Consider the following 25151-nt stretch of genomic DNA (forward strand, 5'->3'; position numbering starts at 1 on the left):
CGTCCGATCACCCCTGGGCCGTCGGCTCGGGGGTGATCAGGCTTTCCCGGTAGGCGATCGCCACCGCCTCCGTACGGCTCGCCGCGCCCAGTTTGGCGAGGATGTTGGAGACATGGACGCTCGCCGTCTTGCCGGTGATGAACAGCTCCTCGCCGATCTGCCGGTTGCTGCGGCCGAGCGCCAGCAGCCGCAGCACCTCCTGCTCCCGGGCGGTCAGCGGGGAGAGGCGGACCTCGGCGGCCCGGCCCGGCAGCGCGTCCAGCCGCGCCAGCAACGGCGCGGCACGCAGCGCCACGGCCGTCTCCCGCGCCGACCGCGTCTGCTCCTCCGCCTCCGCACGCCGGCCGTCGGCCGACAGGGCCTCGGCGTACCGGAGCCGAACGCGAGCCAGCTCGTAGACATCGCCGTCCGCGAACCCGGCCACCGTCTTCTCCCAGGCCGCAGCGTCCGGCCCGGACACCGCACGGGCCCACTCGGCCTCCGCGCGCGCCAGCCAGGCCTGCCCCTCCGGACCCTGCCGCTCGGCCGAGACCCGGGCCAGCTCCACCAACTCACCGGCAAGGTCCGTCCAGTAGCCGTCGTCCCCGGTGCCGCGTAGTGCGACCGCCTGGTCCGCGACCGCCGCCAGCGCCAGCGCCGCCAGCCGGACCGTCACGTCCGGCGGCCGCCCCGACTCGTCGGTCAGCGCCGTGACCGACTCCCGCATCCGTGCCACCGCCTCCTCAGCGTCGCCCCGCAGCGCCGCCGCGTCGGTGAGCACGACGCCGCCGACGAGCCGGCGCATCCAGTCGAAGCGCTCCCCGAGCAGGGCCCGCCCCCGCGCCACGACATCCGGCTCGCCCCGGGCCAGCGCCACGTACAGGGCGGGACCCTGGGCAAAGCCGGGTGCCGGGTCGGCGTCGGCCGAGCGTACGCACTCGTCCCAGTGCCCCAGCGTGTACAGCACCAGCAGCCGCAGATACCGCATCTCCGAGGCATACGGCGAGGACAGCAACCCCGAGCGCCGGGCCCGATCGAGTCCCTCGGTGATCCACGGCAGGCACTCCTGGAACTCGCCCGCCTCGAAGCATCCGATGGCCAGGGAGAACAGCGCCCGTATCTCCACCGGCGCGTCCCCCGCTGAGCGGGCCAGCTCCCGTGCCTCGCGGAGCCGTGCACGCCCCTCCCGGCTGTGGCGGCCGCCGCCTTCGAGGCGGGCCAGGGAGATCAGCAGATCGGCCCGGGCCGCGGTGGCGCCGATCCGCTCGGCGACCGCCAGGGCCTGCCGGGCCACCCGCAGCGCGGTGGCGTCGTCACCGATCTGGCGAGCCGCCATCACATGGGTGGCCGCCGCCCACACCCAGGTCCGCGAGGGCGGATCGGCCGGGATCAGCGCGAGCGCCTCGCTGCTGTAGGCGAACGCGGCGGCGAGGTTGTCGACGGTCATCAGGTTCCCGGCGAGCGTGTAGCGCACCCGGGCGGCGAGTTCGGGGTCCGCGTCCTGGCCGGTGCCGGCCAGCGCGGCCCGGGTCAGGGAGACCGCCCGGTGCGCCTCACCGGCGTGCGCGGCCGCCGCCGAGGCCCGCAGCGTCAAGGTCACCCGGTCGAGCCCCTCACCCGTGGGCCGCGCCTCGCACGGCACGGCCGGCCACAGGTCCAGGGCCGTCTCCAGCTGCCGCAGCTCTTCCGCCGGGGCACCCACCCGCCGAGCGTGGTCGGCCGCTTCCAGGGACGCGGCCAGCGCCTCCGGCAGGTCGTGGCTCTCCCGGTAGTGGTGGGCCCGCTCGGCCGCCGTCGCCGTGCCGCCTCCGCCCGCGGCGAGCAGCCTCGCGAAGGTGCCGTGCAGGCGTGACCGCTGCCCCGGCAGCAGATCGGCGTAGACCGCCTCCCGTGCGAGGGCGTGCCGGAAGGCGTACGTGTCCCCGTCTCCCGGGACCAGCAGTTGCCGTCCGACGGCCTCCCGCAGCGCCGACTCCAGCTCCTCCTCCGGCAGTCCGACCGCGTCCCGCAGCAGGTCGTGCCCCACCCGGCGCCCGGCGACCGCGGCCGTACGCAGCACTCGCTGGGCCGTCTCCGGCAACTGCTCGACCCGGATGAGCAGCAGATCGGCGAGCCCGGTCGGCATCCCCTCCGCGTCGGCGGCGGCCACCAGCTCCTCCGTGTAGAAGGCGTTGCCCTCGGCCCGCTCGACGATGTCCCGCACGGCCGTGTCCGACAGCGGCCGCTCCGCCAGGGCCCGCACCAGCCGCGTCACCTCGGCATCGGCGAACGGCCGCAGCTCCAGCCGTTCCACGGCGGGCAGCCGTACCAGCTCGGCGAGGAGCGGCCGCAGCGGATGCCGGCGGTGCAGGTCGTCCGCCCGATAGGAGGCCAGCACGGTGAGCCCCCGGGCGAGCCCGGCCCTGCTGAGCAGAAACCGCAGCAGATCCCGGGAGGACTGGTCGGCCCAGTGCAGGTCCTCCAGGATCAGGAGGAGCGGCGCGGTCGCGGCGAGATCGGCGAACAGCCCGGCGACCCCCTCGAAGAGCCGCAGCCGGGCGTCCGCGTCCCGGGTGGAGTCCGACCCGGAACCGAGCAGCCGGTCCACCACGGGATGCGCGGAGACGGCGGCGGAGAACCGGGTGTCGGCGGCCAGCACCCCGAGGATCTCCGTGAAGGGCAGATAGGGCAGCCCCACATCACCGAGGTCGACACAGTGCCCGGTGACGACGGTGGCCCCGGCGGCGGCCGCGCGGCCGGCCACCTCGTCCAGAAGCCGTGTCTTCCCGACCCCGGCATCCCCGGCGACGAGCACGGCCTGCCCACTGCCGTCCCGGGCCCGGTCAAGCGCCCTGGCGAGGCGGGCCAGTTCGCCATCGCGCCCGATCAGGGGAGTGGAAAAGGATCTCTGCGACACGCCCACATCCTGACAAGGGACGAGCGGAGAAACCAGGGGCGCGGGGCTGTGTCAGTATGCGGCTCCGCCGCGTGGGCGCGACCAGCCGAAACGGACCCGCAGCCGCCGTAACCCATGGCCTCCACCTCTGTAGGCGCTCAACCCCGCAATACCTGCGCCCAGTTCTCCGGCACCCGCTCCGCAGGACCCGGCACCGACTGGTCCGAGGGATGGCTCAGCGGTGGCGCCAACTCCGGCCCCGCCTCGAACACTTCCTCCGTCTCGTAGCTCCAGAACCACCCCTCGCCCGGCTCGTAGCTACGAATGATCGGATGCCCCGTGTCGCGGAAGTGCGCCGTCGCGTGCTTCGAGGGCGAGTCGTCGCAGCACCCGATGTGCCCGCACTGCGTACACCGCCGCAGGTGGAACCACCATCCCCCGGCCTTGTCGCACTCCACACACCCGGCACCGCTCGGCGGAACGTTCGGGTCGATCGCGGTGTCGCCACTCATACCGTCTCCTCAGATGTGTCGGGCGCCTGTGACCCGGGCGCTTCGGCGGTCAGCGGAAGCAGTACCTGGAACCGGGTGTCCCCGGGCACCGACTCCACCCGCATGGTGCCGTGATGCTTGTTGACCACGATCCGCCACGAGATGTCCAGACCGAGACCGGTGCCCTGTCCCACGGGCTTCGTCGTGAAGAAGGGGTCGAAGATGCGGTCCTTGATCTCCGGCGCGATCCCGGTCCCGGTGTCCCGGAACTCGACCAGCAGGTGTTCGTGGTCGAGCGCGGTCCGCACGGTCAGCGTGCCCTGTCCGACGCCGTCGCCGTCCTTCATCGCGCAGACCGCGTTGTCGACGAGGTTGGTCCACACCTGGTTGAGCTCGGCGGGGTAGGCGGGGACCGGCGGGACCGTACGGTCGTACTCCTTGACCACCTGGATGTCCTGCCCGATCTTGCCGGACAGCATCAGCAGGGTGCTGTCGAGGAGTTCGTGCACGTCCACGACCCGGTAGGGTGCCCGGTCCAGCTGGCTGTACTGCTTGGCCGCGTCGACGAGGTGCGAGATCCGGGTGGTGGAGTCGTCGATCTCGTTCATCAACAGCTCGGTCTCGATGGTGTAGTTGAGCCAGCCGACCGCGTTGGGCAGGATCTCCTCGTCCACCGCCGCCGAGACCTGCTCCAGCCAGTCGATGTCCAGGCCGGCCTGCACGAAGGTCGGCGCCAACTGCCAGCCGTAGTCGATGCCGTGGTCGTCGAGCCAGTCGGAGAGCGCGTCCTCGCGGTCGGTGGCCTCCAGCGGACTCATCGCCGGGGCCTTGGCGACCCGTTCGGCGGTGCGCTCCTGGAGCTCGATCAGACCGGCCAACTGCTCCCGGGAGAACGGCCCTTCGGCGATCACCGCGAGCTTGTGCCGCATCTTCGCGATCCGCTCGCGCAGCGTGGACGTGGCCCGGACGGCCGCCGCGGCCGGGTTGTTGAGCTCGTGGGTGAGCCCGGCGGACAGCGAGCCGAGCGCCAGCAGCCGTTCGCGCTGCCCGATCGCCGCCTGGGTGTTCTTCGAACCGAAGAACAGGCCCTCCAGCAGATGCACGGCCATCGGGAACCACTCGCGCATGATGTCCGCGAAGGTGTCCGCGGGCAGCACGAAGAACCGCGTCGGCTCGGTCACCCGCATCGAGTTGTTGTACGCCTGCCGCACCCGGTCCCCGAGGTACGCCTGCATGGCGCCCGCGTACACCCCGGCCTGCGAGGTCCGGGTCACCTCGACGTCGTCCCCGCCGACCTGCCGGGAGAGCACCACGGTGCCCTCGATCATCACGTAGAAGCAGGTGGCAGGCTCACCCTCGGTGTAGACCGGGCCGGGCTCGAACCGCTCCACCCGGCCGGCGGCGCACAGCCGCGCCAGCTGCTCCGGCTCCAGCTTCTCGAAGAGGAAGAGGGCGCCGATCTCCTGCGGGCTGCACGGGCACAGCTGCCCGCTCATGACTGTTCCAGATAACGGTGGACGAGCATCACTGCCATGGCTCCTTCTCCGACGGCGGACGCGACACGCTTGGCGGACTCGGCACGCGCGTCGCCCGCCACGAACACTCCGGGCACGCTGGTCTCCAGGTGGTACGGCGGCCGGTCCAGCTCCCAGGCCGTCGGCGGCCGTCCGTCGACCGTCAGATCGGGGCCGGCCAGGATGAACCCGCGCCCGTCGCGCAGCACGGTGTCGCCGAGCCAGTCGGTCAGCGGGGCCGCGCCGATGAACACGAACATCCACTGCGCCTCGACCGACTCGGTCTCGCCGCTCACCGAGTGACGGAGCGTCAGCCGCTCCAGCCGGTCGGACCCGTGCGCGGAGTCGACCACCGTGTGGCCGCGCACCGAGATGTTCGGGGCCTCGTTGATCTGCTGGATCAGGTAGTACGACATCGAGGCCGACAGGTCGGCGCCGCGCACCAGCAGCGTCACGGACTTGGCGAACCGGGACAGGTACATGGCCGCCTGGCCTGCCGAGTTGGCGCCGCCGACGATGTACACGTCGTGGCCCTGGCAGGAGGCGGCCTCGGTCAGCGCGGAGCCGTAGAACACCCCGCAGCCGGTCAGGTCGAGGCAGCCCTCCGCCTCCAGCTGCCGGTACTGCACACCGGTCGCCAGGATCACACTGTGCGCCGCGATCGCCGAGCCGTCCGCGAACCGCACCACCCGCGCGGCCCCGTTGACCTCCAGGGCCGTGACCTCGCGGGCGGTCAGCACCTCCGCGCCGAACTTGGCGGCCTGCCGCCGGGCCCGGTCGGTGAGCTGAGCCCCCGACACCCCGTCCGGGAAGCCGAGGTAGTTCTCGATGCGGGAGCTCTGCCCGGCCTGCCCGCCGGTCGCCGCGCGCTCCACGAGCACGGTCCGCAGGCCTTCCGACGCCCCGTACACCGCCGCACCGAGCCCGGCCGGGCCACCGCCGATGACCACCAGGTCGTAGAAGTCCGCCATGGGCGTGGTCGCGAGCCCCACCCGCGCGGCCAGTTCGGGCGCCTCCGGCTCGACCAGGGGCGTGCCGTCCGGCGTGATCACCAGCGGCAACCGCTGCCCGTCGACCCCGGCGGCCGCCAGCAGCCGCTGGCCCTCGGGTTCCTCGACCGAGTACCAGCGGTAGGGCACCTGGTTGCGGGCGAGGAACTCCCGCACGTCCGAGGACCTGGCCGACCAGCGGTGCCCGACGACCTTGGTGGCCGGCACCGGCTTGTACGCGCTGCACCGCCACGATTCCAGCAGGTCGTCGAGGACCGGGTACAGCTTCTCCTCGGGCGGATCCCAGGGCTTGAGCAGATAGTGGTCAAGATCGACCACGTTGATCGCGTCGATCGCCGCGTTGGTGTCCGCGTACGCGGTCAGCAGCACGCGCCGGGCGCCCGGGTACACGTCCAGGGCCTGTTCCAGGAACTCGATGCCGTTCATCTGCGGCATCCGGTAGTCGGCCAGGATCACCGCCACCAGGTCGCCGCGCAGCTTCAGCTCCCGCAGCGCGTCCAGCGCCGACTCCCCGGACTCCGCGCGCACGATCCGGTACGACGCGCCGTAGCGGCGCCGCAGATCCCGGGCGACGGCACGGGAGACTCCCGGGTCGTCGTCCACGGTCATGATGACGGTCCGTGCTGCGTCGGCAGCCTGTGCCATACGTCTCCCACCCCGAGCCGTTGGTTCTCGGTACGGCGGGCCCCCCGGGAGGAGCGCGGCCACCGCACCCGCCCATCGTATGTTCGATCGCCCGCCTCCGCTCCGGTACACCGGTGCACGGCGGGCACCCGTCCGTGCGGAAGACTGATCGCGTATACGCGGAACCGACGAGGAGGCCGGTGCATGACACGCCCGATCACGGCAGGGGTCGACGGTACGGAGGAGAGCCTCGCGGCTCTGGACTGGGCGGCCCGGGAGGCGGTGCGGCGCGGTTTGCCGCTACGGGTGGTGCACGCGTGGCGGTACGAGGAGCACGAGGCGCTCGGGGGCGACCGGGAGACCCAGTACGGGTGGGTCTCGGACGGGGTGACCGAGTCGGTGCGTACCGTCACCGGTCGGTATCCGGAGCTCGCGGTGAGCGTCGACGTCGTGACGGGCGACCCGGTCGACGTGCTGGTCGAGGCGGCCGGCGGGGCCGAACTGCTGGCGCTGGGCTCGCGCGGGCACGGGCGGGTCGTCGGGTTCCTGCTCGGCTCCGTCGGGCAGCAGGTGATCGCCGAGGCCGCCCGGCCCGTCGTGCTGGTACGCGCCGGGGACCGGTCCACGGCCGAGGCCGCCGGGCGGGAGGTCGTCGTGGGTCAGCAGGGCGGGGCGGAGGACAGCGCGGCCGTGCTGGAGTTCGCGTTCGAGACGGCGGCGGCCCGTGGCGCGACGGTCCGGGTGGTCCGGGCCTGGACCCTGCCGCCGGTCTTCGCCTACAGCCCGGGCTCGCTGAAGCTGCTGGACGAGACCGGCGGCCTGGAGCCCTTCGAGAGGAAGGCCCTGTCCGAGGCGGTACGGCCGCTACGGGAGCGCTTCCCGGACGTGCCGGTCGCCGAGCACGTGGAGATGGGCAGCGCCGGCCAGGTGCTGCTCTCGATGGCCGGACGGGCCCAGCTGATGGTCGTCGGACGGCGCGCCCACCGGACGGCGGTCGGCGCCCGCATCGGCTCGGTCGCGCACGGGGTGCTGCACCACGCCGACTGTCCGGTGGCCGTGGTGCCGCACGACTGAGTCATTCGGGAGCGACCGGCTCCAGGGTCTCGCGGGCCTTGGGCAGCACCTTCTTGATGTAGTCCTCGACCGCGACCTCCAGGCCTAGGTCGTGCTGCGCCCGCTCGGACAGGTACCAGCGGTGTTCGAGCAGTTCGTGGTAGATCTCGGCCGGATCCATGGAGCCGCGCAGCTCCAGCGGCACGGCCCGCACGGTGGGGCGGAAGACGTCCCGCACCCACCGGTGGGCCAGCACCTCGGGCCGGGCGGCCAGGGGGTCGCCGGGGGCGTAGTCGTCCTGGGTGGCCATCCAGCTCTCCAGGTCGTTCAGCAGCCGCCGGGCCTGGTTCTCCTCGGCGTCCAGGCCGGTCAGCCGGAGCAGCTGGCGCTGGTGGTGGCCGGCGTCGACGACCTTCGGCACGAAGGTGACGGAGTCGCCGTTGGAGGAGTGCTCGATCTGCATCTCGGCCACGTCGAAGCCCAGCTCGTTGAGCCGTCGGATCCGGCGTTCGATGTAGTGGTACTTGCCCGCCGGATACACCGAGGTGCGGGTCAGCTCCTCCCACAGCTCGCCGTAGCGGGTGCAGATCTCGAACCCGAACTCGATCGGGTCCAGCGAGGGGTGCAGCGCCCCCGACGCCTCCAGGTCGAGCAGCTCGCCGCTGATGTTGACCCGGGCCAGGTCGAGGTCGTACTCGCGCTGCCCGTTGCTGAGCTGCGGATGCAGGTCACCGGTCTCGGCGTCCACCAGATACGCCGCGTAGGCGCCCGCGTCCCGCCGGAAGAGCGTGTTCGACAGCGAGCAGTCGCCCCAGGCGAACCCGGCCAGGTGCAGTCGTACGAGCAGCACGGCGAGGGCGTCCATGAGGCGGTGCATGGTGGCCGGGCGCATGGTCGTCTCGAACATCGAGCGGTACGGCATCGAGCCGCCCAGGTGCCGGGTGACCAGCACCGACTCCAGCGGTTCGCCCACCCCGTCGGTACGGCCGGTGATCACCGCGAGCGGGTCGACGGCGGGGATGGCGAGGCGGTCCAGGTCGCGCAGCAGCTCGTACTCGCGCAGCGCCGGGCGCTCGGCCAGCTCCTTGACCGCGATGACCTCGCTGCCGGCCCGGGCATAGCGCACCACGTGCCGGGAGATACCGCGGGGGAGCGGCACGAGGTATTCCTCGGGCCACTCCTCCAGCGGGACGTCCCAGGGGAGTTCGAGCAGGAGAGCGGGGTGCTCCGGGTTGGTGGCGCTGATCTGCAATGCCATGGCCCGACCCTAGAGCGCGCGTTCGCGGGCCTGCTGGGCGGCCGCCTTGACGGATCCCCGGTGCACGGGGCCGTGACCGGGCAACAGCACGTCGGCGTCGAGCACCTCGATGACGCCGAGCGAGTCCACCGCCCGGGAGCGCTCGTGGTGGAACATGTCGGGCAGCAGCTGCGGGCCGCTGATGCGCGAGGTGCGGTGGCCGCTGACCAGGGCGTCGCCGGAGATCACGATCCCGGCCTCGGGCAGGTGGTAGACGGTGTGCCCGTCGGTGTGGCCGGGCGTGTGCACCGGGACGGGCCGGCCCGGCAGGTCGAGCGGGCCGTCGGCGACCGGGAACGCCTCGGGCGAACCGACCGGGTGCTGCTCGGTGCCGCCGACCCGCAGGACGTGCACCAGCCACGGCACCACACCCGGCCGCCAGGCGTTCTTCAGCACCGCCCCCACCGAGACCTGCTGCAGGAACTCCCGCCGAGCGTGCGGTACTTCGGCCTCGTGCAGATAGACCGGGGTGCCGTGGGTGTCGCGCAGGTACTCGGCCGAGCCGAGGTGGTCGTTGTGCGCGTGGGTGATCAGGACGGCCGCGACGGCCTCGGGTGAACTGCCCACCTCCGCCAGGGAGTCGAGCAGCCCCGGCCGGTCCCCGGGGTAGCCGGTGTCCACCAGGGTGACGGCGTCCCCGTCCTTGAGGATCACCCAGTTGGTGTGCTGCCCATGCGCCAGGTAGACGCCCCTGCCGACTTCGTGTACCTCTGCGCGCATGATCTCTCCGACGTTCCCGCAGCGTGCCGACCGAACCGGAGCACAGCCAACCAGATGGTGCGGGACCCCTGTCAACGGGGCTCCGGGTCACCGCACCCCGTGCGGCCGGAACTGGACGCTGATGCGCGGACCGGCGGCCCGTGCCGTCTTCGGTACGCAGTGCTCCCAGGTCCGCTGGCAGGAGCCGCCCATCACGATCAGGTCTCCGTGGCCCAGCGGGCGCCGGACCGAGGGGCCACCGTGCAGCGGGCGCAGCAGCAGGTCCCGGGGCGCGCCCACGGAGAGGATCGCGACCATGGTGTCCTCCCGCGCGCCCCGGCCGATCCGGTCGCCGTGCCAGGCGACGCTGTCCCGGCCGTCCCGGTAGTAACAGAGCCCCGCCGTGGTGAACGGCTCGCGCAACTCGTCGGCGTAGTGCCGGGTGAGTGCCTCGCGGGCCTCGACGAGCACGGGGTGCGGGAGCGGGTCGCCCGCTCCGTAGAAGGCGAGCAGCCGCGGTACGTCCACGACGCTGTCGTACATCGTCCGGCGTTCGGCGTGCCAGGGGACGTCCGCCGCCAGCTGTTCGAACAGGGCGTCGGCGCCGCTCAGCCAGCCGGGCAGCACGTCGATCCAGGCGCCGGACCCCAGCTCGGTCCGGCCGACGCCGGTGAGGGAGCCGAGCCGCAGCTCGTCGGTCTGGTCGAACAGGGAGCCCTGGAGGTGCGTGGCCATGGAGTCAGCCTACTCCTAATCGAAAATATGTTCCCACTCGATCATGACGGCCCCGCATGACGGCCCCGCATGACGGTCCCGCATGACGGCCTCGCGGGAGGGCTTTCGATACGTTCATGTATCGGATACGTTCGTGTATGGAACGGAGGTCGGGACATGGAAGCCGTCGGCGCGACGAAGCGTGTCACCCGGCGCCGGGTGCAGACCCGGGCCCGGCTGCTCGACGCCGCGTTCACCGTGTTCGCGGCCAAGGGTTTCGGGCGCGTCTCCATCGAGGAGGTCTGCGAGGCCGCCGGGTTCAGCCGGGGCGCCTTCTACTCCAACTTCGCCACCCTCGACGAACTGTTCTTCGCCCTCTACCGGGACCGCGCCGACCTCATCGCCCGGCAGGTCGCCGACGCCCTCGCCCTGGACCGACCCGACCTGGACGTACCGGCCTCCGTGGACCGCGTCACCGACGTGCTGCTCCTCGATGTGGACTGGCTGCTGGTGAAGACCGACTTCCTGGTGCACGCCGCCCGGGACCCGGCCGTCGCCGAGGTGCTCCTCGACCACCGTGCCCGGCTGCGGCAGGCCATCGCCGACCGGCTCTTCCGGGCCCGCGGCCACGCCCCGATCCCCGCCGTACTCGGCGGCGTGGAGGGCGCCGCCCACGCGGTGGTCGCCGCTTACGACGGCGTGACCGCCCAACTGCTCCTGGACAAGGACGTGGACCGGGCCCGCGCCTGGCTCAAGCAACTGCTCACCGCGCTGCTGACCGACGGCAGCACCCCCTCGGACAAGACCTTCGGATAAGAGAGGCAACGGTCGCCATGGACGCGGACGTCATCGTCGTCGGAGCGGGCCTCGCCGGCCTGGTCGCGGCGCACGAACTCACCAGCAAGGGCCGCCGGGTCGCGCTGGTCGACCAGGAGAACGCCGCCAACCTCGGCGGCCAGGCGTTCTGGTCCTTCGGCGGGCTCTTCCTCGTCGACTCGCCCGAGCAGCGCCGCCTGGGCATCAAGGACTCCCTCGACCTGGCCTGGAACGACTGGCAGGGCAGCGCCCAGTTCGACCGCAAGGACGACGAGGACTCCTGGGCGGTGCGCTGGGCGCGGGCCTACGTCGAGTTCGCGGCCGGTGAGAAGCGGCCCTGGCTGCAGAGTCACGGCATCAGCCTGCTGCCGACCGTCGGCTGGGCCGAGCGCGGCGACCTGCGCGCGACCGGGCACGGCAACTCCGTACCCCGCTTCCACATCGCCTGGGGGACCGGAACCGGCGTCGTCGAGCCCTTCGTCCGGTACGCCAAGCAGGCCTCCCGCGACGGACTGCTCACCTTCCACCACCGCCACCAGGTCGACGAACTCGTCATCGAGGACGGCGCGGCACGCGGCGTACGCGGCACGGTCCTCGCCCCCGACGACTCGCCGCGCGGTGTCGCCTCCAACCGTGACCGCATCGGCGACTTCGAACTCACCGCCCAGGCCGTGGTCGTCACCACCGGAGGCATCGGCGCCAACCACGACATCGTCCGCCGCTACTGGCCCGAACGCCTCGGCACACCCCCCGCCGAGATGGTCACCGGCGTCCCGGCCTACGTGGACGGCCGCATGCTCGACATCAGCGCGGAAGCGGGCGTCCGCCTGGTCAACCGCGACCGCATGTGGCACTACACCGAGGGCATCCAGAACTGGAACTCCGTCTGGCCCGGCCACGGCATCCGCATCCTGCCCGGCCCGTCCTCGATCTGGCTGGACGCCCTCGGCCGCCGGCTGCCCGACCCCTGCCTGCCGGGCTACGACACCCTCAGCACCCTCAAGTACCTGCGCACCACCGAGGACATCGCCGGACACGACCACTCCTGGTTCGTCCTCACCAGGAAGATCATCGAGAAGGAGTTCGCGCTCTCCGGCTCCGAGCAGAACCCCGACATCACCGCCAAGGACCGCAAGGCCGTGTTGCGCGACCGGCTGCTCGGCAAGGGCGCCCCGGGCCCGGTGCAGGCCTTCGTCGACAAGGGCGCCGACTTCGTGACCGCGAACTCACTGGAACAACTCGTCGAGAAGATGAACGGGCTCACCGACAAGGCGCTCCTGGACCCGGCCGAGGTGCGCCGCCAGATCGTCTCCCGCGACCTGCAGATCAACAACTCCTACAGCAAGGACTCCCAGGTCCAGGGCATCCACAACGCCCGCCGCTACATCGGCGACCGCCTCGGCCGGGTCGCCGGCCCGCACCGCATCCTCGACCCGGCCGCCGGGCCGCTGATCGGCGTCAAGCTGCACGTGCTCACCCGCAAGACCCTCGGCGGCATCCAGACCGACCTGGACTCCCGCGCCCTGGGCACCGACGGGCAGCCGATCGAGGGGCTCTACGCGGCCGGCGAGGTGGCCGGCTTCGGCGGCGGCGGTGTGCACGGCTACAACGCGCTGGAGGGCACGTTCCTCGGCGGCTGCCTGTTCTCGGGCCGGGCGGCGGGACGCGCGGCGGCCAAGCAGACGGCTTAGGCCTGTGCCGTGAGGAGCCGTGCCAGCACGGTGGCGTGGCTCTCGTCCGGGGACTTGGACGCGGTGAGCAGGGTCACCTGACCCTTGCTCGCCGACTCCCGCAGGCCGCCGAGGAGTTCGACGGCCTCGGGAGCGTCCAGCTCCGCCTCGTAGCGGCGGGTGAACTCCTCGTACGAACCGCCGTCGTGGAACCACCGGCGCAGCTCGTTCGACGGCGTCAGCCCCTTGGGCCACTCGTCCACCCGCGCGTCCGCCTTCGACAGCCCACGCGGCCACAGCCGGTCGACCAGGACACGCACACCGTCGTCCGGCTCGGGCGGTTCATAGATCCTGCGGACACGCACGCTCACGGTCGGGCACCTCTCGGCTCGGTGTCGGTGCGGTGAGCGTATGCGGCGAGGCCGAACCACCGGCCGTCGACGCGGCACAGCTTGACCAGAATGAGGGGGAAACGCGGACGCCCGCCCGCCTAGTCTGTGGGCCATTGATCTTCGGCCACCCCCCAAGGAGCCCATGTGCAGGGTGTAAGCAGACGTACCGCAGTCCTTCGCCGCGAGGCCGTCCTCGCCACCGTCCCGGTCGCCGTGGCGGCCCTGCTCGCCGCCGCCGCACCGGCCTCGGCGAGCACGATCGGCGCCGCGGGCGCGGGCGACCCCTACTTCCCCCTCAGCGGCAACGGCGGCTACCACGTCGGCCACTACGATCTGACGCTCCGCTACGACACCTCCTCCCGCCACCTCGACGGCAAGGCCGTCCTCACCGCCCGCGCCACCCAGAAGCTCACCCGCTTCGACCTCGACCTCAACGGCCTGAAGGTCACCCGGGTGACGGTCGACGGCCGGACCGCCCGCTTCAGCCGCAGCGGTCAGGAACTCGTCGTCACGCCGGCGCACACGCTCGCCAAGGGCCGGGAGTTCCGGATCGCCGTCACCTACAACGGCACCCCCAAGCAGGTCACCGACCCCGACGGTTCGCCGGACGGCTGGATCCGCACCGACGACGGCGCGTTCGTCGCCGGCGAGCCGCAGGGCGCGATGACCTGGTTCCCGGCGAACAGCCACCCCAGGGACAAGGCGTCGTACGACTTCACGATCACCGTCCCCAAGGGCCGCACCGCCGTCGCCAACGGCGTCCTCCTCGGGCAGCACACCGCCGGCGGCCGCACCACCTTCCGCTGGCGGCAGAGCGAGCCGATGGCCGCGTACCTGGCCACCGCCACGGTCGGCAAGTTCAAGGTGCAGCAGTACACCACCCGCAACGGCATCAAGGTGTACAACGCGGTCGACCCCCGTGAGGCGAGCGGGTCCGCGGCCGTGCTGAAGAAGCTGCCCTCGGTCCTGGACTGGGAGAGCAAGCTGTTCGGGCCGTACCCGTTCCGTTCCGCCGGGTCGATCGTCGACCACGCGCCGAACGTCGGCTACGCGCTGGAGACGCAGGGCCGGCCGATCTACGACTCCGCGCCGGATCTGAGCACGCTCGTGCACGAGAACGCCCACCAGTGGTTCGGCGACTCCGTCTCCCTCACCGCCTGGAAGGACATCTGGCTCAACGAGGGCTTCGCGACGTACGCCGAGTGGCTCTACAGCGAGCAACACGGGGGCGACAGCGCGCAGAAGACCTTCGACGCGCTGTACGCCAAGCCGGCGAGCAACGAGTTGTGGGCGTATCCGCCGGGGGATCCGGGGAGCGGTGCGAACATCTTCGGCACGCCCGTCTACGCGCGGGGGGCGATGGCTCTGCACGAGCTGCGGAAGGCGGTCGGGGACCCGGTGTTCTTCCGGATTCTGCGGGCGTGGGCTTCGGAGCACCGGTACGGGCACGGGACCACGGCGGAGTTTGTGAAGCTCGCGGAAGGGCAGTCGGGACAGGATCTCGGTTCGTTGTTCCAGACGTGGTTGTACAAGAAGGGCAAGCCGTAGCGGTTCGGGTGCGGGCGGCGGGGGTTGCTCGCGCAGTTCCTCCCCCAGCCTTCGGCCTGGGGGACCCCCAGCGCCCCTGAAGGGGCGCGCTGCCGTTAACGGGCGTCAAAAGCTGACGAGTTTCTTACATCCGTCGGCCAAGGTCTGTCTCATGATCCAACGCAGAACTGCTGTCGCCCTCCTCGCCTCCCCCCTCCTGCTCTCGGGTTGCGGGGATGGCGCCGAGGCCGCGCCGAGCCGGTCGGACGACGACCGGCCGGCGCGGACGACGGCTGCCCCCACACCCGAGAGCAGCAGCCCGCAGCCCACCGGCATACCGGGGCTGGGGCCGCGGACCGCGGCCGCGATACCCGAGCGGGCGGAGCAGATCGTCGTCGCCAGGGGGCGGGGCAAGGACTCGCCCGTCTCCACCGTCGTCCTGTACGAGCGCGACGACAGCGTCTGGCAGCCCGGCGCCAGCTGGCCCGCGCACAACGGCAGGGACGGCTGGAGCGAGCACCACGTGGCCGGCGACCTGCGCTCGCCCGTCGGCGTGTACGGGCTCACCGACGCCGGCGGCCTGCTCGCCGACCCGGGGAGCAAACTGCCGTACCACCAGTCCTACGGCTTCCACTCGCCCGGCACCGGCTTCGAGGGCGAGTCGCTGGAAGGCTCCTTCGACTATGTCGTCGCCATCAACTACAACCGGCAGCCGGGCACTTCGCCCCTGGACTGGACCCGTCCCATGGGCGCCGGGCGCGGCGGTGGCATCTGGCTCCATGTCGACCACGGCGGTCCGACACACGCCTGTGTCAGTGTCGCCAAGGCGCATATGAAGGAACTGCTGCGCACCCTGGACCCCGCCCGGCATCCGGCCGTCGTCATGGGGTACGCCGACTGGCTCGCCCAGTAGGCCGCCGGAACTCCGCTTAGGATCCGAACCTGTGTGCGCACATGTGCTGGTCGCCGAGGACGACGAGATGCAGGCCGAGCTGATCCGGCGGTCCCTGCTGGCCGAGGGTCATACCGCGACCGTGGTCCACGACGGGGCCGCCGCGCTGGACGCGGCCCGGCGGCTCGGGCCCGATCTCGTCGTCCTCGACCTGATGCTCCCGGTGATCGACGGCTTCGGCGTGTGCCGGGTGCTGCGCGGCGGCGACCCGGAGATCCCGGTGCTGATGCTCACGGCCCGGTCCGAGGAGGACGACGTGCTGCTCGGCCTGGAGCTGGGCGCCGACGACTACATGACCAAGCCGTACAGTCCACGTGAGTTGATGGCCCGGATCCGGACGATCCTGCGGCGCAGCGGACGGACGGCCGCGGTGCGGGAGGAGCCCGCCGTGGTCGCCGCCGGGATCAGTGTGGATCCGGTGCGGCACGAGGTGCGCTGTGACGGGGAGCCGGTGGAGGTGACCCCGGCCGAGTTCCAGATCCTGCTCGCCATGGCCGGGGAACCCGACCGGGTGTTCACCCGGCGGCAGCTGCTCCAGTGCACCCACGGATTCGACCGGGCCTCCACCGAACGGGCCGTCGACGTCCACGTGATGAACCTGCGCCGGAAGATCGAGGCCGATCCCCGGCGGCCGGTGCGGCTGCTGACCGTGTTCGGCGTCGGCTACAAGCTGAGCGGCGGCCGTCCGTGAGGGCCCGGATACCGTGGCGCAAACGGCTGCTCGTCCGGCTGCTGTTCGCCTCGGTGCTGATCGCCGCGTGCTCGGTGGCCGCCACCGCCTGGCTCGCGGTGACGACCACCACCAGCGCGCTGGAGGAGGAGCAGGGCCAGGACCTCGCGGCCGACAACAAGATCCTCGCCCAGCTCAGCGGGTACGCGGCGGACCATCCCGACTGGACCGGGGTGCGGCGCACGGTGCGCGCGCTGGCCGCGCAGACCGGCCGCAGGGTCGCGCTGACCACCACCGACCGCACTCTGATCGCCGACTCGGCGGCGCCGGGCACCGCACTGCCGCCCCGGCCGGCCGCCGCCATCGACCCGCTGCACACCGACACCTACACCGAGTCCGGCGCCCAGCTCAGCGGCATCGACCCGCGGGTGGTCGGCCCGTACCGGCTGACGGCGAAGGAGCGCGGGGAACTGGACATGGTGGCGGAGAAGGAGCGGTCCTGCTACAACTCCTACGGAATCCGGACCACCGTCGCCCACACCCCGAGCGGGCGGCCCTACCTGGTCGACGAGGATGGCACGGACGCCTCGGGCTTCCGTTCGATCGGTTGCCACAGCGGGCTGGGCGACCCCCTCACGATGGCGAAGGAGGGGATCGTCGGCGCCACCCGCACCGAGACGAAGGCCCTCGCCACGCTGACGAACCTGGTCCGCCCCTGTCTCCAGGGCAAGCACCTGGACCTCGCGGGACCGCTGTACCTCACCTACGACCAGACCGGACGCAACCCGGTCACCGGCGGCTTCCTCATGACCGCCAAGAAGGCCGTGCGCGACCAGGCACAGACGGACCGGATCACGAAGAGCTGCATCACCAGCGCCCGCCGGACCCAGCTCGAACCGTATGTCGCCCCGGCCGCCGAACTCTTCCTCGGCCTGGGCGACCAGACCGTGCCCCGGTTCGACATGTCCCGGGCCAACAAGGCGAAGATCGTCGGCGCGGCCGGACTGGTCCTCGCCTTCACGGTCGCCGTCACCGCCGTGGTCGCCACTCGGCTCGTCCGGCCGCTGCGCGCGCTGACGGTCACCGTGCGCCAGCCGCCCGAACTGCACGCGCGGGCGCCGGTGCGGACCCGGGACGAGACCGGGCTGCTGGCCGAGGCGTTCAACGACCTTACGGAGCGCCGGGAACGTCTGGAGGAGCAGCGCAAGGCGATGGTCAGCGACATCGCCCACGAACTGCGCAGCCCGCTCACCAACATCCGGGGCTGGCTGGAGGTCACCCGGGACGGCGTGGTCGACCCCGACCCGGCTCTCCTGGCCTCGCTGCATGAGGAGGCGCTACTCCTCCAGCGGATCATCGACGACCTCCAGGACCTGGCGGCCGCCGACGCCGGCACCCTGCGCATGCACCGCGAACCGGTCCGCGCCGCCGACCTGTTCGACCAGGTCGCCGCCGCCCACCGGGTGGCCGCCGACGCGGCCGGGGTCACGCTGCTGACCGACGTCGACGGCACGGCCTGGCTGCACGCCGACCCGGTGCGGATGCGGCAGGCACTGGGCAACCTGGTCTCCAACGCGATCCGGCACACCCCCGCCGACGGAACGGTGACCCTGGCCGCCCGCCGGGACGGCGACGCAGTCGTGCTCACCGTCACCGACACCGGCAAGGGCATCGCCCCCGACGATCTGCCGCACGTCTTCGAACGGTTCTGGCGCGCGGAGAAGTCCCGCAGCCGCCGCACCGGGGGCAGTGGGCTCGGTCTGCCGATCGTGCGCCACCTGGTCGCCGCCCACGACGGGACCGTCGAAGCCGCGAGCGAACCCGGCAACGGGGCCGAGTTCACCCTGCGACTGGCGGGCGCCGAGGCACCGGCCGACGTCAGCTGAGCCGGCGCGCGGCCCGCTGCCGGCGCCGGGTCAGCAGCCGGCGCTCCGCCTCGGTCGTACCGCCCCAGATGCCGACGGTCTGCCCGGTGTCCAGCGCCCAGTCCAGGCACGCATCCTGGACCGGACAGCGCTCACAGACGGCCTTCGCGCGCCGCGTCTGGTGGAGCGAAGGCCCGGTGGTGCCGATCGGGAAGAAGAGGTCGGGATCCTCCTCGCGGCACTCGGCGTGGTCTCGCCAGTCGTCCATCGAAGTCACCTGCGATCCAAGTCGATTCTGCCGTTACGTGTGCGTACTCGCTTCGGGTCACCGGAGCGGGCGCGTCCGAAACGGCCAAGTTCCCTGGAATTCGCGGGCGGTCACTGCTCGCGCAGCCCCCAGGGCGAGCCGTACCGGGTCAGCAGGTCGAGGAACGGGCGGGCCGGGAACGCCTCCGGGCCGAGGACGCCCGAGCCCGACCACGCGCCGGTGGCCAGGAGTTCGAGGGCGACGACCGGGTTGAGGGCCGTCTGCCACACCACGGCCTGACAACCGTACTCCGCCATGGACCACTCGTTGTCGACCACGTGGTAGAGATACACCTCACGCGGCTGCCCGTCCTTGACCCCGCGCACCCAGGTGCCCGCGCAGGTCTTGCCCCGCATACGGTCGCCCAGCGTGGCCGGATCGGGCAGCGACGCGGCGACCACGTCCCGCGGCGAGACCGCGACCGGGCCGTCGGCACCGGGCACGGTCACCGGGGCGGTCCTGTCCAGTCCGAGCAGGTGCAGTGTCTTGAGCGTCTCGATGAACTCACGGCCGAGCCCGTACTTGAAGGTGACCCGCCGCGCGTCCACCCAGCGCGGCACGAGCAGCACCTCCTCGTGCTCCACGTTGACGCACTCGACCGGCCCGATGCCCTCAGGGAAGTCGAACACCTCGGGTTCGCTGAAGGGAGCCGTGGTGAACCAGCCGCGCTCCTTCTCGTACACGACAGGCGGGTTGAGGCACTCCTCGATGGTGGTCCAGATGCTGAAGGAGGGCGCGAAGTCGTAACCGTCCACCGTCAGATCCGCGCCGTCGCGGATGCCGATCTCCTCGATCTCGTCGAACAGCTCGTCGGCCGCGTACCGCGCGAACACATCCGACAGCCCAGGTTCCACGCCCATCCCGACGAGTGCCAGCGCGTCCGCCTTCGCCCACTCCTCGGCCAGTGCGAACTGCTCGTCGCCCAGCTTCACCCCGCACTCCTCGTACGGCCGCTCGGCGTGCGGCCGGGACAGTGACATCGCCATGTCGAGATAGCAGGCGCCGGCCTTGCGGGCGGCCCGGAACAGTGGCATCACAAAGCGCGGGTCGGTGGCGTTGAGCAGCACATCACAGCGGTGCCGGGCCAGCAGCCCGGCCACGGCCGCCTCGTCACCGGCGTCGATGTGCTCGGCGAGGAACCGGTCGTCGCCGACGGCGGCCACGGCCGCCTCGGCGCGGGCCGGGTCGTAGTCGGCGACCACCATCGCCTCGAAGAACGGACGGCGGGCCGCGATCCGGGTGACGGCAGTGCCCACACCACCGGCTCCGACGAGCAGTACACGCATGGCGGAATCTCCTTCTCGAACAGGGTGCGAGGTCGAGTACGGGGGGCGCCCGGCGGGAATCAAACGCCGGACCCTGTCGTAAGGTCAATGGCGTTGGCATAAGACATAGGTGTGAGAACCATCGGCATAGGAACCCAGGGGAGCGCCCGATGCCCAAACCGGTCGTACCGGAGGAGAAGCGCCGCCGGCGCCGGCCCACCCGCGGCGGTACCGTGCTGTCCGAGCGGCTGATCGTGGCGACCGCCCTGCGGCTGCTGCGCGAGCACGGCAGCGCGGGCCTCACCGCCCGCCGCCTGGGCCTGGCCCTCGACTGCGACCCCAGCACGCTGTACCGCTACTTCCGGGGCATGGACGACCTGACCCTGGCGATCGGCGACGCGCTGATCGGCCAGGCGCTGGCCGGCTGGGCACCGACGGGGGAGTGGCGGACCGACCTGCGCACGATCGGTCTGCGCATCCACGCGGAGTACGTGGCCCATCCGCAGGCGGCCCTGCTGACGGCGAACCGGGTGACGGGCCGGGCGCAGGAGCTGGCGGCGGACGAGGCGATCCTGGACGTCCTGCGCACCGCGGGCTTCCCCTTGGCGGAGACCGTCCGCGTCTACCACGCCTTCATCGACCAGACCCTGGCCTTCGCGGCCCTGGACGCGGCGTCCCTCGCCCTGCCGCAGGACTCCCAGCGAGCGGACGAGGCCAAGTGGAACTCGACGTACGCCCGCCTGCCCGCCACCACCCACCCGCGCATCGCGGAAGCGGCTGGGATGCTGGCGAAGCGGATGGTGACGAGCGCCTATCCAACGGCGTTGGACATGCTCCTGGACAGCGCGGAACGGTCCTTGTGAGCGACCCCGGCAGGGGGCGCCCCAAAGGGGCGCGGGGCGGTGTCGACATGCGGCTCCGCCGCGCGGGCGCGACCAGCCCCCACCAACCCGCGACCGGCCCCCACCAACCCGCACCCGCACGACCACCGGCGCCCCCCTACGGCTGGCGCAACGCGCTACCCGCCGTCCTCGCCACCGCCTCCGCCACCGCCCCCAAAGCCGGCGAATCCAGCTTCCACTGCTGCCAGTACAACGGCACGTCCACCCACGACTCCCGCCCCCCGAGCCGCACCAGCCGTCCCTCCCGCAACCGTGGTTCCGCCTGCGCCTCCGGCACCATCCCCCACCCCAGCCCCGCCGTCACCGAGTCCACGAACCCCTCCGAGGTGGGCACGTAATGCCGTAGTGAACCGGCCCCGTCCCGCCCCAGCCGCCGTACGAACCCGTCCTGGAAGTCGTCCCGCCGGTCGAACACGATCACCGGTGCCTCGGCGAGCGCATCCGGCAGCGGTCCGGTGAGATGCGCCGCCGCGAACTCCGGCGCGGCCACCGGCAGGTACCGCATCCGGCCCAGCGGCCGCACGGAACACCCCGGTACCGCGTCGGCCGACGACGTCACCGCCGCCATCACCAGCCCCTCCCGCAGCAGCGCGGCCGTGTGGTCCTCGTCCTCCCGGCGCAGTTCGACGAAGACGCGCGGGACACCGGTCAGCGCCCGCAGGAACCACGTCGCCAGCGAGTCCGCGTTGACGGCGACCGACACCCGGGTCGGCTCCCCGGCACCGCTCATGCCCAGTTCGCCGCGCGCGTCGCGTTCCAGCCTGGCCAGCTGCCGGGCGAACCGCACCAGCACCTCGCCCGACTCGGTCGGCCGCACCGGCTTGGTGCGCTGGAGCAGGACCCGGCCGGTCCGCTGCTCCAGCGCCTTCACCCGCTGGCTGACCGCCGACGGCGTCACATGCAGGGCCGCGGCCGCCGCGTCGAACGTGCCCTCGTCCACCACCGCCAGCAGAGTCCGCACCTGGTCGAGGGGAAGTTCCACCGCTTTCCCTCCCATCTACAGCTGCGCTAAGGGTACGTAAAAATCTTTAGCTGTACCTCCAGAGATCGCTTCCCTACCGTCGAGAACATGTCCAGCTCTCTCGCCGCCGCTGCCGCCGGTTTCGGCAGCGGCCTCTCGCTCATCGTGGCCATCGGCGCCCAGAACGCCTTCGTCCTGCGCCAGGGCGTCCGTCGGGACGCGGTCCTCGCGGTCGTCGGCATCTGCGCCCTGTCCGACGCGGCCCTCATCTCGCTCGGCGTCGGCGGGGTGGGTGCGCTGGTGGTGGCCTGGCCGGGCGCGGTGCGGGCGGTCGGTCTGGTCGGCGGCGCCTTCCTGCTCTGCTACGGCGTCCTGGCCGCCCGCCGGGTCCTGCGGCCCGGCGCCGGCGGCCTGCGCACCGAGGGCGCGGCGGCCGGTTCACGGCGGCGGGCCGTGCTCACCTGCCTCGCGATGACCTGGCTGAACCCGCACGTCTACCTGGACACGGTGTTCCTGCTCGGCTCGCTCGCCGCCGACCGGGGCGACCTGCGCTGGACCTTCGGGCTCGGTGCCGCGCTGGCCAGCCTGTGCTGGTTCGCCGCGCTCGGCTTCGGAGCCCGGCTGCTCGGCCGGTACCTCGCCAAGCCGGCCGCCTGGCGGGTGCTGGACGGACTGGTGGCCCTGACCATGATCGGACTCGGCCTGATGCTCGTGACGGGTTCCTGACGGCCCGGGACCCCGGCGCGGTCGCATCCTGAGACAACCGGTTCGGCCGTCGCGGAGTTGCTGGGATAGTGAACCTGCAGTCGAAAGATGTAGCGAGCACCAAGAGGACCAGGACACCAGGAACTCCGTGGACACCAGCGAGAGCGGCACCCAGTCCGGCATACAGCCCCCCGAAGACACCGCGGCGCCCCTGCCCCCGCCCCGGCGAGGCTGGCGGCGCTGGGCGATGGACACCCGCCCGCTGGCCATCCCGGCCTACCGCCGGCTGTGGACCTCGACGATCGTCACCTCGGTCGGCAGCCAGCTCACCGCGGTGGCCGTGCCCAAGCAGATCTACGACATCACCGGGTCCTCGGCATGGGTCGGCGCCGCGAGTCTCGCCGGTCTGCTGCCGCTCGTCGTGTTCGCGCTGTGGGGCGGCGCGATCGCCGACGCCATGGACCGCCGCAAGCTGCTGCTGATCACCAACTGCGGTATCGCCGTCACCTCGCTGCTGTTCTGGCTCCAGGCCGTCACCGGCCTGGAATCCGTGGCCGCGCTGATGGTCCTGCTCGCCGTGCAGCAGGCGTTCTGGGGGCTGAACGCCCCCGCCCGCACCGCTTCCATAGCCCGGCTCGTCCCCGAGACGCAGCTGCCCGCGGCCAACGCCCTCGGCTCGACGGTCATGAACACCGGGCAGGTGATCGGCCCGCTGCTGGCCGGTGCCCTGATTCCCGTCATCGGCCTGCCCGAGCTGTATCTGATCGACGCGCTGGCGCTGTGCGTGACGGTGTGGGCGGTCTACCGGCTGCCCGCGCTGCCGCCGCCGGCGCGCGCGGCGGCCCGCCGGGCCGGGCTGCGGGAGATCGTGGCGGGGTTCCGCTACATATCCCTGCACAAGGTGCTGCTGCTGTCGTTCCTGGCCGACATCATCGCGATGGTCCTCGGCATGCCCCGCGCCCTGTTCCCGCAGCTGGCCGCCCAGACCTACGGCTCCTACGGCGAAGGGCTGGCGCTCGGCGTGCTGTTCGCGGCGATCCCCGTCGGCGCGGTGCTCGGCGGGCTCTTCTCGGGCACGTTCTCGCGGGCGCGTCGGCACGGCTGGATGGTGATCGGCGCGGTCGTCGGCTGGGGCGCCGCCATCGCCGGGTTCGGGCTCAGCCGGAACCTGTGGGTGGCGGTCGCCTTCCTGGCCGCCGCCGGGGTCGCCGACATGGTCTCGATGGTCTTCCGGGGCGCGATCCTGCTGTCCGCCGCGACCGACGAGATGCGCGGCCGGATGCAGGGTGTGTTCACGGTGGTGGTCGCGGGCGGCCCGCGGCTGGCCGACGTCCTGCACGGCACCATGGGGTCCGTGTTCGGGCCGCGGGCGGCCGTCACGGGCGGCGGGCTGCTGCTCGTGGCCGTGATGCTGGCCCTGGCCGCCGCCGTGCCCGCCCTGCGCCGCTACCGCATCTGACCGCTACGCGGGCCGTCGCCCCACGTACGCGTCCAGCAGCTTGCCCCGGGTGACCTCCAGCCGGCTGGCGAGGATCTCGGCGACGGTCCGCACCAGCGAGAGCCCCAGCAGTGGATCCTCCACGCACAGCGCCAGCACGGCCGCGGCGTCGTACTCGTAGGCCCGCACCTGGCTGAAGGCCACCGCCCCGAAGTCCCAGGTGTACGGCGGGAACAGCCATGACCAGCCGAGCAGGTCACCGGCGCCCAGGCTGGCGACGGTGACCCGTTTGTGGGACGTCACCTCCTGGTCCAGGTTGACCGCTCCCGAGCGGATCACCCAGAAGCGGTCCGCGGTGCCGCCGGCCTCGAAGATGCGGGTGTCCTCGGGGAAGGAGACCTCCTGAGCCAGTTCCATGAGGCGCTCGCGCTGCGCCTGCGGGAGGGCGGTCAGCAGTTTGATGGCTTTGGTCATGGCGCGGGGCTCCTCGCCGGCGAGGGTACGGGGGCTTTGCCTACGCCCCATTTCAGCCGCTGCCGCCGCACCGGGCACCTCGAAGGACATGAGAATCGCCTGCCCGGAACCGTCCGGGCGTTAAAAAGCCCTGGCTGGACGGGGGAGGCCAGCCAGGGCCGTCAAGCGGTGGCGCGGGAGGACCTGACGTCGACTCCTCGACCACTTATGGATGAACGCTAAACCATCCAGGGCCGTTTCCGGTACCCGGGAACAGGCTACGTGACCCGTTTCACTTAGGGGAAGCCCTTGCTGCCCCGGGAGGTGTTTGTCGGCGCCCCGGCCGGTGAGCCGAACAAGGAGAGGGCCGCGCGGACGGGCCCGTCAGACCAACCGGTCCACCACGCAGGGAGCGAAGGGATGCGCCAGACGCACGGGACCGAATCGACAGTGGCATCAACCGACTCCCGTCGGCCGTCGCTGGAGCCGGCCGACGCCCGCAGAGCGGTCCGTGGCGCGGTCGCCCGGCGGGCCGTGCCGTGCGCCGCCGAAGCGCTGAACGACGCGCTGCTCGTCACCTCGGAACTGACCACCAACGCGATCCTGCACGGCGGCGGGATCACCGGCTTCGACGTGGACGTCGACGGATGCGCGGTACGCGTGTCGGTGAGCGACCGCAGCGACGCGGTACCCGTGGCCGAACTGGCCCCGGACGGGCCTGACCGCGGTCGGCCCGGCGGCCGGGGCTGGCCCATCGTCTGCCGGCTGGCCCGGGACGTGGAGGTCGCCGGACTGCCCCGCGGGGGCAAGCGCATCACCGCGGTCGTGCCGCTGAACTGAGCCGGCCAACGGAAGTTTTCCGGACTGCGTTTGCGACCGGAGCGAAGGGGCAGGCGGAGTTTCGTGCTTCGGACCGGAGGCGCGCGCCAGTGGGAGCGAAGAGCGCCCTGGGCCCGCAGTGCGGTCCGGGCG

At 72.1% G+C, this 25151-nt stretch carries 23 protein-coding genes; 11 read left to right on the forward strand and 12 right to left on the reverse strand.

Translation table 11 applies throughout. The features are described from left to right. Positions 1 to 7: 7 nt before the first annotated feature. The 4 genes from AB0N16_RS32055 to AB0N16_RS32070 form a co-directional block, all read right to left on the reverse strand. Positions 8 to 2875, reverse strand: coding sequence for an AAA family ATPase (locus tag AB0N16_RS32055; protein ID WP_365802798.1), 2868 nt, complete (start codon positions 2873 to 2875; stop codon positions 8 to 10). Between the two features lie 137 nt (positions 2876 to 3012). After that, positions 3013 to 3366 carry a UBP-type zinc finger domain-containing protein gene (locus AB0N16_RS32060; RefSeq protein ID WP_365802800.1) on the reverse strand — a complete coding sequence of 118 codons (354 nt, stop codon included), beginning with the start codon at positions 3364 to 3366 and terminating at the stop codon, positions 3013 to 3015. Further along, positions 3363 to 4841, reverse strand: coding sequence for an ATP-binding protein (locus tag AB0N16_RS32065; RefSeq protein WP_365802802.1), 1479 nt, complete (start codon positions 4839 to 4841; stop codon positions 3363 to 3365). The genes AB0N16_RS32060 and AB0N16_RS32065 overlap by 4 nt, the downstream gene beginning before the upstream one ends. After that, positions 4838 to 6514 (reverse strand): FAD-dependent oxidoreductase, encoded by a 1677-nt coding sequence (locus AB0N16_RS32070; RefSeq protein ID WP_365802804.1) that lies wholly within the window; start codon positions 6512 to 6514, stop codon positions 4838 to 4840. Before AB0N16_RS32070 ends, AB0N16_RS32065 begins: the two co-directional genes overlap by 4 nt. Positions 6515 to 6697: 183 nt before the next feature. On the opposite strand from AB0N16_RS32070, the gene AB0N16_RS32075 reads away from it, so the two are divergent. After that, positions 6698 to 7567, forward strand: a complete 870-nt coding sequence (locus tag AB0N16_RS32075) for a universal stress protein (protein WP_365802806.1) — start codon at positions 6698 to 6700, stop codon at positions 7565 to 7567. A 1-nt stretch (position 7568) separates the two neighbouring features. Here AB0N16_RS32075 and AB0N16_RS32080 read toward each other — a convergent pair whose 3' ends face one another. The 3 genes from AB0N16_RS32080 to AB0N16_RS32090 all read right to left on the reverse strand — a co-directional run bounded on the left by AB0N16_RS32080 (position 7569) and on the right by AB0N16_RS32090 (position 10277). Next, a complete protein-coding gene (locus tag AB0N16_RS32080; protein WP_365802808.1) occupies positions 7569 to 8804 on the reverse strand; it encodes a DUF4032 domain-containing protein in 1236 nt (411 codons plus the stop codon). Between the two features lie 9 nt (positions 8805 to 8813). Beyond that, positions 8814 to 9563, reverse strand: coding sequence for an MBL fold metallo-hydrolase (locus AB0N16_RS32085; protein WP_365802810.1), 750 nt, complete (start codon positions 9561 to 9563; stop codon positions 8814 to 8816). 87 nt (positions 9564 to 9650) lie between these two features. After that, positions 9651 to 10277, reverse strand: coding sequence for an alpha-ketoglutarate-dependent dioxygenase AlkB (locus tag AB0N16_RS32090; RefSeq protein ID WP_365802812.1), 627 nt, complete (start codon positions 10275 to 10277; stop codon positions 9651 to 9653). Between the two features lie 156 nt (positions 10278 to 10433). Between AB0N16_RS32090 and AB0N16_RS32095 the strand changes: the two genes are divergently transcribed. Next, positions 10434 to 11072: a TetR/AcrR family transcriptional regulator gene (locus AB0N16_RS32095; protein ID WP_365802814.1), complete on the forward strand. Its 639-nt coding sequence runs from the start codon at positions 10434 to 10436 to the stop codon at positions 11070 to 11072. Between the two features lie 17 nt (positions 11073 to 11089). Beyond that, complete coding sequence (locus AB0N16_RS32100; RefSeq protein ID WP_365802816.1) at positions 11090 to 12763, forward strand: FAD-binding dehydrogenase; 1674 nt, start codon at positions 11090 to 11092, stop codon at positions 12761 to 12763. Here AB0N16_RS32100 and AB0N16_RS32105 read toward each other — a convergent pair. Then, positions 12760 to 13113 carry a DUF488 family protein gene (locus AB0N16_RS32105; RefSeq protein WP_365802818.1) on the reverse strand — a complete coding sequence of 118 codons (354 nt, stop codon included), beginning with the start codon at positions 13111 to 13113 and terminating at the stop codon, positions 12760 to 12762. The genes AB0N16_RS32100 and AB0N16_RS32105 overlap by 4 nt on opposite strands. 165 nt (positions 13114 to 13278) lie before the next feature. Here AB0N16_RS32105 and AB0N16_RS32110 point away from each other — a divergent pair, with 165 nt between their 5' ends. The 4 genes from AB0N16_RS32110 (at position 13279) to AB0N16_RS32125 (ending at position 18169) form a co-directional block, all read left to right on the forward strand. Then, positions 13279 to 14682 (forward strand): M1 family metallopeptidase, encoded by a 1404-nt coding sequence (locus tag AB0N16_RS32110; RefSeq protein WP_365802820.1) that lies wholly within the window; start codon positions 13279 to 13281, stop codon positions 14680 to 14682. Positions 14683 to 14833: 151 nt separating this feature from the next. Beyond that, on the forward strand, positions 14834 to 15574 hold the full coding sequence (locus tag AB0N16_RS32115) for a L,D-transpeptidase family protein (RefSeq protein WP_365802822.1): 741 nt from the start codon (positions 14834 to 14836) through the stop codon (positions 15572 to 15574). 31 nt (positions 15575 to 15605) lie between these two features. Next, on the forward strand, positions 15606 to 16304 hold the full coding sequence (locus AB0N16_RS32120; RefSeq protein WP_365802824.1) for a response regulator transcription factor: 699 nt from the start codon (positions 15606 to 15608) through the stop codon (positions 16302 to 16304). After that, positions 16301 to 18169: a HAMP domain-containing sensor histidine kinase gene (locus tag AB0N16_RS32125; RefSeq protein WP_365802826.1), complete on the forward strand. Its 1869-nt coding sequence runs from the start codon at positions 16301 to 16303 to the stop codon at positions 18167 to 18169. Before AB0N16_RS32120 ends, AB0N16_RS32125 begins: the two co-directional genes overlap by 4 nt. On the opposite strand, the gene AB0N16_RS32130 is transcribed toward AB0N16_RS32125, so the two are convergent. Together AB0N16_RS32130 and AB0N16_RS32135 are read right to left on the reverse strand one after the other, a co-directional pair. After that, positions 18162 to 18416 carry a WhiB family transcriptional regulator gene (locus AB0N16_RS32130; protein WP_365802828.1) on the reverse strand — a complete coding sequence of 85 codons (255 nt, stop codon included), beginning with the start codon at positions 18414 to 18416 and terminating at the stop codon, positions 18162 to 18164. The two genes, AB0N16_RS32125 and AB0N16_RS32130, sit on opposite strands and share 8 nt — an antisense overlap. Before the next feature lie 110 nt (positions 18417 to 18526). Next, the gene (locus AB0N16_RS32135) at positions 18527 to 19741 is read right to left on the reverse strand and encodes a saccharopine dehydrogenase C-terminal domain-containing protein (protein ID WP_365802830.1); all 1215 of its coding nucleotides are present in this window, start codon (positions 19739 to 19741) and stop codon (positions 18527 to 18529) included. Positions 19742 to 19890: 149 nt separating this feature from the next. Here AB0N16_RS32135 and AB0N16_RS32140 point away from each other — a divergent pair, with 149 nt between their 5' ends. Next, the gene (locus AB0N16_RS32140) at positions 19891 to 20583 is read left to right on the forward strand and encodes a helix-turn-helix domain-containing protein (protein WP_365802832.1); all 693 of its coding nucleotides are present in this window, start codon (positions 19891 to 19893) and stop codon (positions 20581 to 20583) included. Between the two features lie 136 nt (positions 20584 to 20719). Here AB0N16_RS32140 and AB0N16_RS32145 read toward each other — a convergent pair whose 3' ends face one another. Continuing rightward, positions 20720 to 21604, reverse strand: a complete 885-nt coding sequence (locus AB0N16_RS32145) for a LysR family transcriptional regulator ArgP (RefSeq protein ID WP_365802834.1) — start codon at positions 21602 to 21604, stop codon at positions 20720 to 20722. An 87-nt stretch (positions 21605 to 21691) separates the two neighbouring features. Here AB0N16_RS32145 and AB0N16_RS32150 point away from each other — a divergent pair, with 87 nt between their 5' ends. Beyond that, positions 21692 to 22309 carry a LysE family transporter gene (locus AB0N16_RS32150; protein ID WP_365802836.1) on the forward strand — a complete coding sequence of 206 codons (618 nt, stop codon included), beginning with the start codon at positions 21692 to 21694 and terminating at the stop codon, positions 22307 to 22309. 127 nt (positions 22310 to 22436) lie between these two features. Next, positions 22437 to 23747, forward strand: coding sequence for an MFS transporter (locus AB0N16_RS32155; protein ID WP_365802838.1), 1311 nt, complete (start codon positions 22437 to 22439; stop codon positions 23745 to 23747). A 3-nt stretch (positions 23748 to 23750) separates the two neighbouring features. Here the strand turns inward: AB0N16_RS32155 and AB0N16_RS32160 are convergent, their stop codons facing one another. Continuing rightward, positions 23751 to 24200: a cyclic nucleotide-binding domain-containing protein gene (locus AB0N16_RS32160; protein WP_365802840.1), complete on the reverse strand. Its 450-nt coding sequence runs from the start codon at positions 24198 to 24200 to the stop codon at positions 23751 to 23753. 399 nt (positions 24201 to 24599) lie between these two features. Here AB0N16_RS32160 and AB0N16_RS32165 point away from each other — a divergent pair, with 399 nt between their 5' ends. Next, positions 24600 to 25019 (forward strand): ATP-binding protein, encoded by a 420-nt coding sequence (locus AB0N16_RS32165; RefSeq protein WP_365802842.1) that lies wholly within the window; start codon positions 24600 to 24602, stop codon positions 25017 to 25019. Positions 25020 to 25151: the final 132 nt, after the last annotated feature.

The sequence above is a fragment of the Streptomyces sp. NPDC051105 genome, assembly GCF_040682795.1.
GTDB lineage: Bacteria > Actinomycetota > Actinomycetes > Streptomycetales > Streptomycetaceae > Streptomyces.

What these genes read in the sequence shown, in the direction of transcription:
- AB0N16_RS32100 (WP_365802816.1), top strand. Translation starts at nt 11,090, where the DNA reads ATGGACGCGGACGTCATCGTCGTCGGAGCGGGCCTCGCCGGCCTGGTC.
- AB0N16_RS32085 (WP_365802810.1), bottom strand. Translation starts at nt 9,563, where the DNA reads ATGCGCGCAGAGGTACACGAAGTCGGCAGGGGCGTCTACCTGGCGCAT.
- AB0N16_RS32060 (WP_365802800.1), bottom strand. Translation starts at nt 3,366, where the DNA reads ATGAGTGGCGACACCGCGATCGACCCGAACGTTCCGCCGAGCGGTGCC.
- AB0N16_RS32130 (WP_365802828.1), bottom strand. Translation starts at nt 18,416, where the DNA reads ATGGACGACTGGCGAGACCACGCCGAGTGCCGCGAGGAGGATCCCGAC.
- AB0N16_RS32080 (WP_365802808.1), bottom strand. Translation starts at nt 8,804, where the DNA reads ATGGCATTGCAGATCAGCGCCACCAACCCGGAGCACCCCGCTCTCCTG.
- AB0N16_RS32075 (WP_365802806.1), top strand. Translation starts at nt 6,698, where the DNA reads ATGACACGCCCGATCACGGCAGGGGTCGACGGTACGGAGGAGAGCCTC.
- AB0N16_RS32135 (WP_365802830.1), bottom strand. Translation starts at nt 19,741, where the DNA reads ATGCGTGTACTGCTCGTCGGAGCCGGTGGTGTGGGCACTGCCGTCACC.
- AB0N16_RS32150 (WP_365802836.1), top strand. Translation starts at nt 21,692, where the DNA reads ATGTCCAGCTCTCTCGCCGCCGCTGCCGCCGGTTTCGGCAGCGGCCTC.
- AB0N16_RS32070 (WP_365802804.1), bottom strand. Translation starts at nt 6,514, where the DNA reads ATGGCACAGGCTGCCGACGCAGCACGGACCGTCATCATGACCGTGGAC.
- AB0N16_RS32090 (WP_365802812.1), bottom strand. Translation starts at nt 10,277, where the DNA reads ATGGCCACGCACCTCCAGGGCTCCCTGTTCGACCAGACCGACGAGCTG.
- AB0N16_RS32095 (WP_365802814.1), top strand. Translation starts at nt 10,434, where the DNA reads ATGGAAGCCGTCGGCGCGACGAAGCGTGTCACCCGGCGCCGGGTGCAG.
- AB0N16_RS32065 (WP_365802802.1), bottom strand. Translation starts at nt 4,841, where the DNA reads ATGAGCGGGCAGCTGTGCCCGTGCAGCCCGCAGGAGATCGGCGCCCTC.
- AB0N16_RS32115 (WP_365802822.1), top strand. Translation starts at nt 14,834, where the DNA reads ATGATCCAACGCAGAACTGCTGTCGCCCTCCTCGCCTCCCCCCTCCTG.
- AB0N16_RS32165 (WP_365802842.1), top strand. Translation starts at nt 24,600, where the DNA reads ATGCGCCAGACGCACGGGACCGAATCGACAGTGGCATCAACCGACTCC.
- AB0N16_RS32160 (WP_365802840.1), bottom strand. Translation starts at nt 24,200, where the DNA reads ATGACCAAAGCCATCAAACTGCTGACCGCCCTCCCGCAGGCGCAGCGC.
- AB0N16_RS32140 (WP_365802832.1), top strand. Translation starts at nt 19,891, where the DNA reads ATGCCCAAACCGGTCGTACCGGAGGAGAAGCGCCGCCGGCGCCGGCCC.